At 38.1% G+C, this 15302-nt stretch carries 14 protein-coding genes; 8 read left to right on the top strand and 6 right to left on the bottom strand.

Features of this window, described 5'->3' with window-relative positions; all coding sequences use genetic code 11:
* Positions 1-147: 147 nt before the first annotated feature.
* From NYQ66_RS19290 to hemG, 5 genes are all read right to left on the bottom strand, one after another.
* Entirely contained in the window at positions 148-792 is a 645-nt protein-coding gene (locus NYQ66_RS19290; RefSeq protein ID WP_259871868.1) for a ThuA domain-containing protein, read from the bottom strand.
* 18 nt (positions 793-810) lie between these two features.
* The gene (locus tag NYQ66_RS19285; protein WP_259871866.1) at positions 811-1509 is read right to left on the bottom strand and encodes an SDR family oxidoreductase; all 699 of its coding nucleotides are present in this window, start codon (positions 1507-1509) and stop codon (positions 811-813) included.
* A gap of 18 nt (positions 1510-1527) precedes the next feature.
* Positions 1528-1980 carry a VOC family protein gene (locus tag NYQ66_RS19280; RefSeq protein WP_259871864.1) on the bottom strand — a complete coding sequence of 151 codons (453 nt, stop codon included), beginning with the start codon at positions 1978-1980 and terminating at the stop codon, positions 1528-1530.
* Between the two features lie 31 nt (positions 1981-2011).
* Entirely contained in the window at positions 2012-3391 is a 1380-nt protein-coding gene (locus tag NYQ66_RS19275; protein ID WP_259871863.1) for an MATE family efflux transporter, read from the bottom strand.
* Positions 3392-3874: 483 nt separating this feature from the next.
* On the bottom strand, positions 3875-5260 hold the full coding sequence (hemG, locus tag NYQ66_RS19270; protein ID WP_259871861.1) for a protoporphyrinogen oxidase: 1386 nt from the start codon (positions 5258-5260) through the stop codon (positions 3875-3877).
* Between the two features lie 1045 nt (positions 5261-6305).
* Between hemG and NYQ66_RS19265 the strand changes: the two genes are divergently transcribed.
* The 3 genes from NYQ66_RS19265 to NYQ66_RS19255 are packed head-to-tail and all read left to right on the top strand — an operon-like array spanning position 6306 to position 8883.
* Complete coding sequence (locus NYQ66_RS19265; protein ID WP_259871860.1) at positions 6306-7094, top strand: ABC transporter ATP-binding protein; 789 nt, start codon at positions 6306-6308, stop codon at positions 7092-7094.
* Positions 7078-7827: an ABC transporter permease gene (locus NYQ66_RS19260; protein ID WP_259871859.1), complete on the top strand. Its 750-nt coding sequence runs from the start codon at positions 7078-7080 to the stop codon at positions 7825-7827. The genes NYQ66_RS19265 and NYQ66_RS19260 overlap by 17 nt, the downstream gene beginning before the upstream one ends.
* Before the next feature lie 60 nt (positions 7828-7887).
* Positions 7888-8883, top strand: a complete 996-nt coding sequence (locus tag NYQ66_RS19255; protein WP_259871858.1) for an ABC transporter substrate-binding protein — start codon at positions 7888-7890, stop codon at positions 8881-8883.
* 80 nt (positions 8884-8963) lie between these two features.
* On the opposite strand, the gene NYQ66_RS19250 is transcribed toward NYQ66_RS19255, so the two are convergent.
* On the bottom strand, positions 8964-9983 hold the full coding sequence (locus NYQ66_RS19250) for a YeiH family protein (protein WP_259871857.1): 1020 nt from the start codon (positions 9981-9983) through the stop codon (positions 8964-8966).
* A gap of 124 nt (positions 9984-10107) precedes the next feature.
* Here NYQ66_RS19250 and NYQ66_RS19245 point away from each other — a divergent pair, with 124 nt between their 5' ends.
* The 5 genes from NYQ66_RS19245 (at position 10108) to nikR (ending at position 15068) form a co-directional block, all read left to right on the top strand.
* On the top strand, positions 10108-10986 hold the full coding sequence (locus NYQ66_RS19245; protein ID WP_259871856.1) for a LysR family transcriptional regulator: 879 nt from the start codon (positions 10108-10110) through the stop codon (positions 10984-10986).
* Between the two features lie 288 nt (positions 10987-11274).
* Entirely contained in the window at positions 11275-12114 is an 840-nt protein-coding gene (locus tag NYQ66_RS19240; RefSeq protein WP_259871854.1) for an EAL domain-containing protein, read from the top strand.
* Between the two features lie 65 nt (positions 12115-12179).
* Positions 12180-13130: a GGDEF domain-containing protein gene (locus NYQ66_RS19235; protein ID WP_259871853.1), complete on the top strand. Its 951-nt coding sequence runs from the start codon at positions 12180-12182 to the stop codon at positions 13128-13130.
* Between the two features lie 156 nt (positions 13131-13286).
* Positions 13287-14516: a molybdopterin-dependent oxidoreductase gene (locus NYQ66_RS19230; RefSeq protein ID WP_259871852.1), complete on the top strand. Its 1230-nt coding sequence runs from the start codon at positions 13287-13289 to the stop codon at positions 14514-14516.
* A gap of 129 nt (positions 14517-14645) precedes the next feature.
* Positions 14646-15068: a nickel-responsive transcriptional regulator NikR gene (nikR, locus tag NYQ66_RS19225; protein WP_259871851.1), complete on the top strand. Its 423-nt coding sequence runs from the start codon at positions 14646-14648 to the stop codon at positions 15066-15068.
* Positions 15069-15302 lie beyond the last annotated feature (234 nt).

The raw sequence follows: 15302 nt of genomic DNA, 5'->3' as shown, positions 1-15302 counted from the left end.
ATGGAAGGTGATCTCGCTTTGGAGAAGATTTTCTAGCTTCTGGCTCCTTTATCTGTTGCTTTCTCCTTCCACATAGAAAAACATATCTAACACATCCCATAAATAAAGAATAGCCCTCTACTAGGAGAGCTATTCTTTTCAAAAGTTCTATTCACTTACTCGCTTAATTGCTTTCATCAACATCTCCTGCACAGCAGGATCCATTAATCCTTCCTCTAAGTGCGCCGGAACAAAGCTGATGACGTGCCCTTTACCGAAATCATGCTCCCATCCACCGATTGATGCACCATCAACAGATTCTGTTGTTAAAAATACATTCGTATTGTCTTCATCACATTCCACAAAATAATGTTCATCTAAGAATGTAAATTGCTCCGTATCTTTAATTAAATCTGTTGGTTGCTTAACCGTGTACGTTACTTGTTGATGTTGCTGCGGATGAAACTTAAAAAAGCCATGAAGCATATCCGTATATCCTTTGATATGATCGTACGATGCCAAGCCAGAGTGCCAAGCTAACCAGCCACCGCCATTTTGCACGTAGCTTTGGATCGCCTCAGCTGCATCATCATCCATCCACGTATTTACTTGCTCATCTTCAGGGTTGATTCGATTTTCCGCAAATAATATGACGGCATCCGGATTCGTATCCAAGCTTTCTACCAATTCTTCTCTCGATTTATACTCAATCTTAATATCTTCTAGGGGTTCCACGGCCGCTTCAAGCGCACGCTCGGACCATTCTCTTTTATGATAAAAGTCTCCTAATACTGCTACAATTCTTTTTGCCATAAACCGTTAGCCCTCCTATTAAATATCCATCGGGTTGCCAAGATAGTCTACAAATTGATATTTGCTATCAACGGTCACTTTTCGTTCCATCAAAGCAAAGATTCCTTCTGCCGTATCAGCAGGATTCGTTGGCGCTTTTTCTCCACCCATATCTGTTTTCATCCAACCAGGGTGAACAGACAGCACTTGGATGTCTTTTTCTTTTAAGTACACGTGTAACTTTTCCGTAAGCATATTTAAAGCAACCTTTGACATCCCATACGGATAGTCACCACTGTAAGAATTCGTTAGGCTTGCAGCTTCTGAACTGACATTAATAATCGATTGCTTTTCCCCTTGCTCAAGTAATGGCAAGAAATGCTTCACTACACGAATCGGGCCTAATGTATTTACATCAAATGCAAGCATACACGCCTCTAAGTCCAATTCTTCCACTGTATGTTCTCTTTCATTTAAAAGTCCCGCATTGTTCACAATCACATCTAATTGTTTGTTTTTCAACTGACTTGACGCTTCCACAACACTATCTTCACTAGTCACATCAAGTTTTAGAATCTCCAAAGATTCCGCATGTTTTGCTTGAAGGTCTCGTAATGCTTCACTAGCGTTGCCTTCAGGATCTCGAACACCCGCATATACGTGATGTCCATTTTCTACTCCATATGCCGCCATCGCTAAGCCTAAACCGCGATTGGCACCCGTAATTAAGATGTTCATTTAGCTTTACCTCCTGGATTAGTCGTTTTCAAGTAGTTCTGTTAGTACTTTTAGGTCTTTCACTGTGTCGATATATGCATAACGGCCACCTGGGTATTCGCCAGTTTGCTGTAGTGGCATGCCATTTGCTTCCAAAACTTTAATTTTCTCTTTCATTCCCTCAATAACAAATGCGATATGGTGTACACCTTCTCCATTTGCATCTAATGCTTCTCTCCACGTACTTGGATGTTCGTCAGGTTCGATCAACTCTAATTGCGTTGAACCCATATCAAAAAATGCTAATTTTGCTCTAGCTTCAGTGCTATCTCCATTATAATTCGTTTGTGCTTCTTCTAATGTTCCCGTCAATTCAATCGCCGGTTTTTCTACACCAAAGAAATCAGCATAAACTTGTGCAGTTTTTTCTATATCGTGAACCAAAATCCCAATTTGAGCTATTACATTTGTTCCTAGTACATTCTTTTCCATTATAAATTCCTCCAATTTGTTTTATTTAAAGTTAACCTGCTGCAGGCTTAGCCTCTTGAACCAATATTTTCTTCTGCCATTTTTTGCTGCGCCAACGGAAAAACATGAGTGTTCCGCGTAGCCATTCATCTATAATAATGGCGATCCAAATACCGATTAGGCCATACCCTAATGTGATACCAAATAAATAGGCAAGTGTCACACTAATCCCCCACATCGATAAAATTCCCACAAATACCGGGAACTTTGCATCACCTGAAGCACGCAGGGCACTAATGATAACAAGATTAAATGTTCTACCTGGCTCTAAAATAACACCCATCATAAGTAAAATGGCACCTAATGCAATGATGTCTTGATCATCTGTAAAGAAGCCAAGTAAAAATTCTCCTGAAAAGGCTAAAACTACGCCAATCGATAATGCAAGCGTTAATGCAATTCTTAACCCTCGGTACATTTCTTTATAAGCTTGCTCTAATTTGCCTGCTCCAACTAATTGACCAATGTAAATTTGCATCCCTTTTGCAATTGAGACAGAGAATACCACCATAAAGTTCATTAAGTTTTGCGTGTAAATACGAGTTGCTAAGGCATTCGCACCTAACATTGTTATAAATACGGTAATCGTTAACTGGCTTAAATTATGCGATAAATGCTCTCCTGCTGCAGGGACGCCAATCCCCATAATTTTTTTAACATAGTCTTTTTTCAAATTGAAATAATCTCTTAGTTCGATTTTTACTTCAACTCGTTTATATAATAGATACACCAATACAACCATCGCTAGTGCACGACAAACCGCTGTCGAGATCGCTACACCCGTAACACCTAATTGTGGTACACCTAATGCACCGAAAATAAATAAGTAGTTGCCTAAAATATTAAATACGTTCATTCCTAATACAACAAACATGACATCTTTCGTGTACCCTTGCGCCTGAAGGGCAGCAGAAATTGTCAATACCATCGCTTGGAAGAACAAGCCTCCACCAACGATAATCATATATATTTCTGCATATTCATATAGCTCAGGACTCAATTTGAATAACGCAAGAAACTGATGACGGAAGATGACAACGATACTACTAATAAAAAGACCGAATACAAGGTTGATCACCGCTGCATTCGCGATCGTTGTACTAACGTCTTTTGGTTTTTCCGCCCCAACAAATTGTGCGACCACGACGCCCGTTCCCATCGCCGTAAAATTAAACAAAACGAAGGTGAACATCATCATTTGGTTCACGACACCAATGGCTGCCACCGCTTCATCAGAAACAAAGCTAAGCATGAAGACATCAGAAACCCGCATAAATGTTTGTAAAAATGCTTCAATAAAAATAGGCCATGTAATGGCAAGTAAGGTTAACTTTTTAGCTTTTGACTTATTATCCTTCTTTTGGTTACGCATGCTGATTCACCCACCAACATCGACACGTGAATTGGGTGAAGGTTTCTCCAAGTTTCAATTCTGTCTCTCCCTTTTGTGTGAAAGCTTTGCTAAAGTCACTTTAAAAACATCAAAGTCTACTGTGTTAGGATAATTTCTTTACGCTTTAAAAATATGTATAAGAGCTACGAATAGAAGCAAATAAAATTACCCTTACCTACGGTTAACGCTTAATCACCGCGATACATCTCCTCGTTTCTAAATTTTGAATACGCTATCATTCTATAACGGATTGAAGAAGAATGGTAGTAATAGACCTCCATATTTCTTAATTTAATATACGAAAAGAGTAATAGACGCCTAGATACATAAGGCATGATAAGTATTTAAAAAATTCTAACAGATTGGTGACAGCCACATTTCCTACGGAGTTATATCACAACCTAGCTACAAAAAAGCCGGCTTACGGATAAGCCGACCTTTGCTTTTTCTTCTTATTAAAAACTAAACTAACTTCCCTATCACCTTTGCGGCTGTTTGCTTCCCATTTTCCACACAATCTGGAATCCCAACTCCATAATAGGAGCTCCCTGAGACCCAAACACCGGGGTATCGCCTTTCCAACGCATTCTCAAGTGATTCCACTGCTTGCGGATGTGTCATCTGATAGCGCGGCATATTATTAATCCAACTGGTTACTTCACTCGAAGTAGGTTCAACTGTAATACCCATTGCTTTGTTAATATCATCGCGCGCCATCTGAAGTAGCTGTTCCTCAGACATCTGTGTTATGTCATGAAAATTAGCTAGGCTACTTTTATAAAATAGGCGCACAAGTAAATTTCCTTTTATTGATGTATGTGTCCACTTCTTACTCGTCCATGTGCACGCATTACAAACAATATCATCACTGTCTGCAGTAATAAAACCTGTCCCTTCCCCCGGAAGAATCTTATCTGGTACATCAAAACCGAGGTAGACACTAATTAATGAACTGCTCTTAAAAAGACCAAACGTTTCTGCTAAATCCGGATCTTCAAATAATTTGATTGCAGCTGCATCAGGAATACTCAGGATGACTTGATCCGTCTCTACCACTTCTCCATTTGAAAAAGTCACATGATACCCATTCTCCACTTTTGCAATTTTGTTCGCCTCATATCCCTTTCGAATTTCAACCTGATCAAAAGCAGATTCATAAGCATCAATTAATGTTTTTAACCCACCATGGAATGACATAAACTTTTTATCTCCACCCGATTGAAACTTTTCTTTATTCGCTTCGAAACCTTTGATAATGCTTCCGTACTTTTCTTTATAATCTAATATATAGGGGAGTGTCGTTGCAATCGTTAAATCACTTAGCTTTCCGGAATAGACACCAGATAGGACTGGAGCAATTTGTTTTTTCACGAACTCTTTACCAAGAAAATGCTCCAAGAAAGCACCAATTGAATCTTTCTTTGTAAAAGATTCGTTGGGCGTATAGAAGTCTTTCAACGCCTCCACTTTTCCCTCTGCGGAAACAAGAGGGGTCTTGGCTAAAGATTCAATACTTGTAGGGATGCCAAATACAGCGTCTGCTGGAATTTGCTTTAATCCTCCATCTGTATATAAAAAGGAAGTACCAGATGCGTTGTACACAACCTGATCTTCTAGCCCAAGTTCGTCTATAGGTAGAACAGTTGCCTTACGCGTTACCATAGAATCTGCGCCTGCTTCCATTACAAAACCAGCATCCTCGACTGTTTTAATCTTACCACCTAACGTATCATTTGCTTCAGCAAGAACTAACCTTACATCGGCCTGTTGCTGCTTCTTCCACTTTTGTAGTTCATACATGGCGGTTAATCCTGTAATCCCACCACCAATAACCAAAACTGTTTGCATATATGTAAACCTCCATTTTCAGGCTATTATCATATGGGTCTTTTCTGAAAGGTTCGTACTTTATATAAACTGTATATTACTTTCATTATTGAATTCACCGTCAATTAGCACAAGAAGACGTGCAGTAGCCAATCAAAATCAGACCCCGATTTGGACATTACGAACGAGTGAAAGTCATTCAGAGTCAGAATCTCACACCGATTCGGACATCAAGTGCCATCGACTGCCATTCAGAGTCAGAATCACGCACCAATTCGGACATCAAGTGCGTGCGACTGCCATTCAGAGTCAGAATCACGCACCAATTCGGACATCAAGTGCGTGCGACTGCCATTCAGAGTCAGAATCACGCACGGATTCGGACATCAAGTGCGTGCGACTGCCATTCAGAGTCAGAATCACGCACGGATTCGGACATCAAGTGCGTGCGACTGCCATTCAGAGTCAGAATCACGCACCAATTCGGACATCAAGTGCCATCGACTGCCATTCAGAGTCAGAATCACGCACCAATTCGGACATCAAGTGCGAGCCAAGCTCATTCAGAGTCAGAATCACGCACCAATTCGGACATCAAGTGCGAGCCAAGCTCATTCAGAGTCAGAATCACACACCAATTCGGACATCAAGTGCGAGCCAAGCTCATTCAGAGTCAGAATCACACACCAATTCGGACATCAAGTGCGAGCCAAGCTCATTCAGAGTCAGAATCACACACCAATTCGGACATCAAGTGCGAGCCAAGCTCATTCAGAGTCAGAATCACGCTTGGCCGCATTAAGGTATGCCACCTAAAATTGAGTATTTTAGCGTTATTACGAATTTTATATCAATTCTGAAACATGAAAAACCCAAAGACAATCCTTATTAAAAGTGTACCATATTACACAAAAAATACGAGAATGCAACAGCTATGTCCGTACGATACCAATAATTGTATGCCTATATTTGCGCATTCATATTGACAACGCACATGCATATATTATAAGGTAGTATTTAATTCCGATTAACTTTATATGAATTATAAGATAAGGCGTGATACAAAATGTTTATCTCTATTAATCAATTAAATAAGCAATTTTTAGATAAAAACGAGAATGCAGCAACGGTCTTAAAAGACATCGATCTTCAAATTAATAAAGGAGAATTTGTTTCGATTCTTGGCCCTTCTGGATGTGGTAAATCGACGTTACTTTCCATTGTAGCAGGATTAACAGAAGCTACTTCAGGAAAAATTTTGGTTGAGGATAAAGAAATCAAAAAACCTGGAAAAGATCGTGGAATGGTCTTTCAACAAGCCGCCCTTTTTCCATGGATTAACGTATTAGAAAATGTCATGTTTCCATTAAAGAAAGACATGTCAAAAAAAGATGCAGAAGCACAAGCACGAAAGTATTTAAAAATGGTGCAATTAACGAATTACCTTGATCATTACCCACACGAGCTTTCTGGTGGAATGCAGCAGCGAGTTGCGATTGCAAGAGCGCTTGCAATGGATCCAGAAATTTTACTAATGGATGAACCATTTGGTGCATTAGATGAACAAACGAGAACACGCCTTCACGGACAGCTAGAAGAGATCTGGATGGAAACAAAGAAGACAGTAATGTTTGTCACACACAGCATTTCAGAATCTATCAAACTGTCAGATCGAATTATTGTGATGGGAACACGCCCAGGCACGGTGTTAACAGATATTAAAGTTGACCTGCCACGTCCTCGTGATGCGTATAAAACAGAGATGGTTGAGATTGAAAATCACATTATGAGTTACCTGAAGAAAGAAATCGATAAAGTTATAAGCGAGGAACAAAACCATGAAGCCAATATATAAAAGAATCATATTTTTTGTCGCAATCATTGGATTATGGGAACTTGGTGCAAGATTAGGATTATGGGCAGAGATCATTCTACCTGCTCCATCAAGTGTTTTTACTTCTTTATATAATGGCTTTGAAAATATGACGTTAGTTTATGATTTAATTGGAAGCTTTAGACGTCTGTTCATCGGTTTAGCAATTGCACTTATCCTAGGTACTAGTATTGGCGTTTTAATTGCAAAATCGAAAACAGCAGATGATACGATCGGTTCTACCCTTCTTGCTTTTCAAAGTGTACCGAGTATTGTTTGGTTACCACTAGCAATGATGTGGTTTGGCTTAAATGACAAAGCAGTTATTTTCGTTGTTGTGTTAGGTGGAACCTTTGTGATGGCACTAAATGTAAGGACGGGGATTAAAAACGTATCGCCACTTTATATCAAAGCAGCGCAAACAATGGGATCAAGAGGTTTGGATTTATTTATTCGCGTCGTATTTCCTGCGTCAATTCCTTATTTTGTAACAGGTTCAAGGCTTGCATGGGCATTTGCTTGGCGTGCATTAATAGCCGGTGAATTACTTACAACCGGACCTGGACTTGGTTACACATTACGTTACGCATCAGACTTTGGAAACATGAGTATGGTAATTGGTGTCATGATTATCATCGGTGTAATTGGTGCGGTTGTCGATCAACTAATCTTCCAGCGCATTGAAAAATCAGTAGCAAGACGTTGGGGACTTTAAGTTAAAGATGCTGTTTGTACAGACAGCTTATAAATATAAATATCAGGGGGTATTTTGGACATGAAAAAAGGACTTTTATTTTTTGCGATGTTACTTACTGCAGCGCTAGTGTTAGCAGGTTGCGGAAGTTCTTCATCATCTTCAGCAAGCGGAACATCAGAGATTACAATTGGGTACTTCCCAAATATTAACCACGTACCAGCAATGGTTGCAAAATCAGAAGGTTATTACCAAGAACAACTTGGGGACGATGTAACAATCAACTATAAAACTTTCCCAGACGGTTCATCGTTTATGGATGCACTAAAAACTGGTGAAATCCAAGCCGGACTTGTTGGACCAGGTCCAGCAATGAACAACTACACAAATGGTGCCGATGTAAATATCATCGCCGGTGGTTCAACTGGTGGTACAGTAATCCTTGCTAGAGAAGGAAGCGGTATTGAAACAGTAGAAGACATCGCTGGCAAATCGTACATCACACCACGCGTTGGTTGTACACACGATGTTCAATTTGAAACGTATATGGAAGAACGCGGTATAACGTCACAGCGTATTGGTGGCGACATGATCCACCAAACTGGTCCTCCAGCAACTTACCAAGCAATGTTTGAAACAGGAAAAGTTGACGTTGCCGTTGCTCCAGAACCATGGGCATCTGTATTGCAACAAAATACTGGTGCAAAAGTTATTATTCCAGCTGATGAAGTATCATTTGGAACAACATTACCAGCATCTGTCTTAGTTTCATCCGGTAAGTTAATTGAGGAAAATCCAGAATTCGTTCAAAAAATTGTCAACGCACATAAAGATGCTACAAAGTTTATTCAAGAAAATCCTGAAGAAGCAAAAACGATTACGATTAAAGACATTAAAGAAACAACAGATCAAGAGCTAAGCCAAGAAGTTGTAGATGGTTCTTGGGAAAACATTGGTTTCACTTATGAAGTAGATGCTGAAGCAATTCAAGCATTTGGTGATTCCTCTTACAACCTAGAGTTCCTAACAGAAAAACCAGACTTCTCTGATCTAATTGATACGCAGTTTATTGACTAATTATAGTTTAAAAGCCGTGGTATGCTCGAGTGAGCTACCACGGCTTTTTTCTTATCATTTACTTAGTGACTACGTTTTCCCTAATAGACAAACACGAGCAATACCCCAAGTAAGAGTAACAGTATTGATCCGATGACCCCTACCAAAATCCCCTTCACGCCTACCTTTTTAAACTCTCCAAAGTTAATACTTAAACCAAGTCCAGCCATAGCCATGGACAACAATAGCACGCTAATGGAAATGAGAAATTCGACCAAATTATCAGGTAAAATCCCTGTCGAATTTAGCAAGCTCATACCAAGGAATCCAAAGATAAACCAAGGCACTGGTAAGGTTTTGATCGAAAGCTTTTTATTCACCGAACGATTTTTATAGGCAAAAATACTGCCAATCACAATGGCAACAGGGATGAGTAAAGCTACACGTCCCATCTTAACTAAGATTGCCATCTCGCTGCTAACATCTCCCCCTGGAACAGCTGCTGCCACAACGTGTGCTAATTCATGAAGTGTCGCGCCAACAAGTACGCCATACGAATATGAATCTAGATCAATAATTGCATACATAACAGAATAAAAAATGGTACCAATCGTTCCAAGCACAGAGATACTTGCCACTGCAATAGCTACATACTCTTTTTTCGCTTTAATTAATGGTGCAATAGCAACAATTGCAGCGGCACCACATATCGCTGTCCCAGCAGCAATTAGAGTAGTAAACGTTTGATCAACTTTTAACGCTTTTCCAAGTAAAATCATGATTAAAATCGTAAAAACGACTACAATTACGTCAATATATAGAATAGAAGTCCCAGCTTCAATAATTTGATCTAGGTCAAGTCTTAATCCCATTAAGATAATACCTAAACGAAGTAGTTTCTTCGTACTGAACGTAATCCCACTAGTCGATTCAAGTGAAACAGTCATAATGCTTTTCCATAAGATCCCTAAAAAAATCGAGATGATCATGACTCCCATAACAGAAAAAAATGGTAATTTCGCAATACTTCCAGCCAAAATGGCTAATACTAACGTTAATAGTATCCCCCTTACAAAGTCGTTTGCAATTTTATGTTTAAGATAATTGTTTTTTTCTCCCAATTGTAATTCCCCCGATGAATTTTCACACTAACATTAGATAGTATAGCATTTCTTATCATTAGTAAAATGAATGTTTTTTATTGTTATGATAAAATAATTTTATGACGACTCGGAAGGTGATGACATGGATCAACAATTATTAGCTTTTGTAACTGTCGTTGAAAAGAATAACTTTACTCGGGCGGCTGAAACTTTGCACTTAACACAATCAGCAATTACGTTAGCGGTTAAGGCGCTAGAGAAGAAATATGGGGCTCAATTACTTGATCGATCGAATAAACATGTAAGACTAACAAAAGCCGGAGAAATTGTCTATTACCACGCAAAAGAAATACTAAGTAACTATGAAAAGATGAAGCGGTTAGTGGAAGATTTGTCGCATAATGCTAGCGGAAAATTACTGATTGGTGCGAGTTATACGTTTGGAGAATATATTTTACCAAAACTTCTTGCTAGCTTTAATAAGCGTTATCCGAAAATTGAACCTGATATTAGTATTCACAACTCCACTTTTGTCATAAACCAATTAATAAACGGGGAGTTAGACTTAGGAATTATTGAAGGGAAAATAGAACATCAACAAATAGACATTATTCCATTTGCACAAGATGAAATGTTGATGATTGTCGCAAAAGATCATCCCCTTGCAAATATTGAGGAGATTGAAATCTCGGAATTAACACATGAAACGTGGATCATTCGTGAAGAGGGGTCTGGAACACGTCAAGTACTTGACCGACTTTTCCAAGATAATCTTTTTACACCTAAACAAACGCGAACATTTGGAAGTTCTCAAATTATAAAAGAATCAGTAGAAGCCGGCCTTGGTATAGCACTTTTATCACAGTGGGTCTTTCGAAAAGAAATGCAGCTTGGCACGATAAAAGCAATTCGAATTAAGGAGCAACCAATTCTACGCAAGTTTTTCTATGCAGTGAGAAAATCTGATTTCCAACCAAAAACGACACATTTATTTCTAGAATTTTTGATTGAATCTTCCTAAATAAAATCTCTAAGCGTTAGAAGAAACAAAAAATGGAATACAATTCATGGTGCTATAGCAAAAATTATTCGAACAATCTCCCTCTCACTCAAGGAATCTTAACAATTTCCTGGGAAATACTCCTGTTTCTGACAAAGTTATAGATTTCGACATAGATTATACTGTTACAATCTTTTTTATGGAAACATTTAATTCTCAACAATAAATTAACAGTTTCTTAACATTCGTTCACTATAATAGAACATGGTGATCTTCACCAATTCAAATTCAACATAAAGGGTGTACAGAATGAACAGTATCGTAAACGCAACAACTAACCTATCCTTTTTATGGCACTATGCTAAGTTTGTAAAAAGACAAAGTCAAGATCGCACATTAGGTTTCGCAAGATTTATAGAGTTCAACAAAATTATTAAAAATAATCTTCTCTCGACCTATTTCCAACCAATTTTAGATCTTCAAAAAAATAAAATTATTGGCTATGAAGGTTTAAACCGCCCACCACAATCACCTTATTTCCCAAATACGGAGTCCTTCTATGATTATATTGGGGAGACGAATCAAGCGTTCTTCTTCGAGAAACACTGTAGAAACACTACCCTCCATGAATATTATCATCAAATAAATGGACAACGTTTTTATCAAGATAAAATAATTTTTATTAATATTCACCCTCAGGTTTTGGTAGATTTTGAATACAAAAGCGGTGAAACGTTGCAAGTACTCAAACAACTTAACATCTCCCCTTCCCAAGTCGTATTGGAGTTGACAGAAAAAAAAGCAGTAAAAGATTATGGCATGTTTGCAAAGATGCTGGAAAATTACCGTTCGCAAGGATTTAGAATTGCCGTTGATGACGCAGGTTCCGGATACAATAGTTTAAAGAGTGTTGTACAACTAAAACCTGAATTTATAAAATTGGACAAGTCACTTATTCAATGTATTCATCAATGTTTAGACAAACAAAAAATGGTTGCTCTACTTCTTGATTTTGCACTTCAGTCAAATACATCTGTCATTGCAGAAGGTATTGAGCAGCAAGAAGAGTTAAATTATTTAAAAGAATTAGGAGTCCATTATGGACAAGGTTACTTACTAGGAAAGCCAAATCAAAAACTATTAGTCTAGTTTAAGCTTGTAGTGCATGCCTGATAACGATGAGAAGAGAAGTACTATTAGTACGGAGGGGTTTTATGGAAAAACTAATTGGAGAAATAATGGAACAAGTGCCCACCATAGATGATAATCACACAAATCAGTATGCAGATCAACTTTTTAAAGATAATCCATCATGCGAAGGTATCGTCGTTGTACGAGACGGAATACCTATCGCATTAATCACTCGTATAAACTTTTATCAAAAGCTCGGCACCTTATACGGTTATAATTTGTTTATGGGAAAATCGATTCGGTTATTAATGGACGCTGACATTCTTTGTGTATCATCCATTACTCCCATTATTAAGGTGTGCCAATTAGCAATGAAAAGAGAAAATGACAAATTATATGACTATGTGGTTGTAACAAATAATTATACATATGTTGGTGTCGTTAGTATTCGCAACTTACTTCTTACTTTTGCAGAAGTGCAGGCGGAAGCAGCCAGTAATTTAAACCCATTAACTGGCTTACCAGGGAACCAAATCATTGATCAAAAGTTAAAAGAAATCCGTTGGCAACCGTGTTTCTCCGTTTTATATATTGATTTAGATCATTTTAAATCTTATAACGATTTATATGGATTTTCCAAAGGAGATCAAGTAATTCAATTGACGGCTAATCTACTTCATTCATATACCAATCACCCTAATGCATTTCTTGGTCATATTGGTGGAGATGACTTTATTGTCGTGCTAGACAACTATGATTACTACCCCATTTGTGAAGCGATCATCTCCGAATTTGATACTGAGATTAAAAAATATTATACACTCGAACATTTAGAAAAAAATTATATTGTTGCAGAAAACCGAAGTGGCCATTTCGAAAAAATACCACTAGTCTCTATATCGATTGCAGTCGTAACCAACCAAAAGCATAATTTTATCTCTGCAGAAGAAATCGTCAGTAAAGCGACTGAGATGAAGAAACGATGTAAAGCTATCAAGCATAGTTGTTTCTTTGCTGATGGGATTAGTTGTTGATCCAAACGGCAAACTTTTTTAAACGATTACAAAAGGCCTAAATAACGACTAATTATTTACAAGAATATCTCCTTCCAAGCATCTTTAAGCTTTCCTTGTTCTATATCGATCTAATCATTGGTATGATGAATACAAATGGTATAAAGGAGGAACGAGATGAAATGGCAATCTTTTTTTTCACATAATTTAAAGTTTGGTCAAAAACTTACGCGCCTACACCATACAAATGCACTACTTTTTTATGTATTAAGCGTTACTGGAATATTGCTTCTCTCTTCTTACTTTCGACTACATTTTCCAAGCACTCGTGTCTGGATGAAGGATATTCATATATGGATAGGTTTTCTTAGTATATTACCCGTTCTTTTTTATCTACCAAAAATACAACGCCATGTATTTACGATAAGAAAAAGAAAAGCACACAAGTTGAACCTATTTTTGGTCTTAGTCATCCTTGCGAGTTTAATCATATCTGGTATATTCCTTACCTTCCAACGACATATGCCACCACTTATTAGTTCTTATGCACTTTTCATTCATGACGCTGCAACATGGATTGGCTTACCGTATGTCATCTTCCATAGCATAACGCGCAGCCGATGGTTTAGAGGTTTACGGAACGGAAATGAAAAAGTTAACAAGCTGGCAGACCAAGAACCAATGATAATCCAAAAAAGGAACCCCTTATTACATAGGCGTACCTTCCTAAAATTGATCGCTGGGATAGCAACCATTGCGATGTTATATGCCATTTTCGGGTCTTGGATCAAAGACATGTTCAACTTAAATAAATTAGATTTACAGACTGGGAATGACATGAAACCTTACCCGACTCCACAATCAACACTTACTGCCGTGGATGGACGTAGTGGAGAGTTCCGCTATTATACTATTACGGAAATGCCGACCTTTACCAATGAGAATTGGTCCTTAACGATCGATGGTCTTGTCGACAATAAGTTATTTTATAATTGGAAAGATTTTATTCAACTAGATCGATCTGCACAAGTTAGCAATTTTCATTGTGTTACAGGCTGGAGTGTCTACAACGTTGTATGGGAAGGGATACCTTTAAAGGAATTTTTAGATAAAGCTGGCGTACATGCCAATGCGAAATATGTAAAACTCCATTCTGGGGATGGTGTATATACAGATAGCCTTACGATGTCAGAAGCAATGATGGATGATATGATGGTTGCTGTTCTCCTTGATGGTGAGTTAATTACGCAAGAAAATGGAGGTCCTGTACGTTTGGTTACACCTCGATTATATGGATACAAATCTGTAAAATGGTTAACAAGAATCGAGTTGATTGAAGACGAGCATATTGGATATTGGGAAGAAAGAGGATATCCTCAGAATGCTTGGGTGAAGGGGAAAATATAAGGTGTCGACCGTCTAGCTCATAAGCGTATTGTCTAGCTATCAGAATATAAAGTATAATTTGTAAAATAGACAGATTAATTTATAGTAAACTTATTATAGAAAACGACATGATAAAGGGAGATAACTAGAATGAGAGAATCCTCTTCTTTAACAAGGTTCGGCGTATCCATGGAACACCAACTCTTAAAATCTTTTGATGAACTAATCATAGAAAAGGGATATAACAATCGATCTGAAGCGGTAAGAGATTTGGTTCGAGAAGCATTAGTAAAGGAATCTAGACATAACAAGGATCAATTTATTGCCGGTTGTATCCAAATATTCTATGATCATCATCAACGTGGATTGATGGAAAATCTAACGACCATTCAACACGAATATCACGACATGATACTTGCCACCACACACATCCACTTAGATCAACATAACTGCCTTGAAATGATTGTGGTAAAAGGAAAAGCGAAAGATCTACAGCAGCTGAGTAATCAGTTACTATCTATAAAAGGTGTGAAATATGGAGACTTTTCTGTTACTCCTGTTTCGATAGAGTGACATCTTACTAGTTTAATAGTAAATACGGGATCAAGAAGACTGTGAGGGAAAGCTTCCATACAGTCTTTTTTATTTTGGCTCTTTTCATTGCCACTGTTACATAAGAACAAGACAGGATTTATAGAGTGCGTCGTAACTATCGCACCCGCTACACAAGTGAAATTGGCTCCCTTTCCGAGGAGGAATCACGAAAAATCCCAGAACCCGGATTTTTCTAAGTTCAGATTCCTCTTG

The sequence above is a fragment of the Aquibacillus koreensis genome (genome assembly GCF_025154055.1).
Classification (GTDB): Bacteria; Bacillota; Bacilli; order Bacillales; family Amphibacillaceae; genus Aquibacillus_C; species Aquibacillus_C koreensis.
The sequence above is the reverse complement of the archived record's forward strand: the minus strand, read 5'-3'. Positions and strand labels throughout refer to the sequence as shown.

Coding starts and splice junctions, on each gene's coding strand:
- NYQ66_RS19290 (WP_259871868.1), bottom strand. CDS start 792: ATGGCAAAAAGAATTGTAGCAGTATTAGGAGACTTTTATCATAAAAGA.
- hemG (WP_259871861.1), bottom strand. CDS start 5,260: ATGCAAACAGTTTTGGTTATTGGTGGTGGGATTACAGGATTAACCGCC.
- NYQ66_RS19255 (WP_259871858.1), top strand. CDS start 7,888: ATGAAAAAAGGACTTTTATTTTTTGCGATGTTACTTACTGCAGCGCTA.
- NYQ66_RS19240 (WP_259871854.1), top strand. CDS start 11,275: ATGAACAGTATCGTAAACGCAACAACTAACCTATCCTTTTTATGGCAC.
- nikR (WP_259871851.1), top strand. CDS start 14,646: ATGAGAGAATCCTCTTCTTTAACAAGGTTCGGCGTATCCATGGAACAC.
- NYQ66_RS19285 (WP_259871866.1), bottom strand. CDS start 1,509: ATGAACATCTTAATTACGGGTGCCAATCGCGGTTTAGGCTTAGCGATG.
- NYQ66_RS19280 (WP_259871864.1), bottom strand. CDS start 1,980: ATGGAAAAGAATGTACTAGGAACAAATGTAATAGCTCAAATTGGGATT.
- NYQ66_RS19265 (WP_259871860.1), top strand. CDS start 6,306: ATGTTTATCTCTATTAATCAATTAAATAAGCAATTTTTAGATAAAAAC.
- NYQ66_RS19235 (WP_259871853.1), top strand. CDS start 12,180: ATGGAAAAACTAATTGGAGAAATAATGGAACAAGTGCCCACCATAGAT.
- NYQ66_RS19275 (WP_259871863.1), bottom strand. CDS start 3,391: ATGCGTAACCAAAAGAAGGATAATAAGTCAAAAGCTAAAAAGTTAACC.
- NYQ66_RS19245 (WP_259871856.1), top strand. CDS start 10,108: ATGGATCAACAATTATTAGCTTTTGTAACTGTCGTTGAAAAGAATAAC.
- NYQ66_RS19230 (WP_259871852.1), top strand. CDS start 13,287: ATGAAATGGCAATCTTTTTTTTCACATAATTTAAAGTTTGGTCAAAAA.
- NYQ66_RS19260 (WP_259871859.1), top strand. CDS start 7,078: ATGAAGCCAATATATAAAAGAATCATATTTTTTGTCGCAATCATTGGA.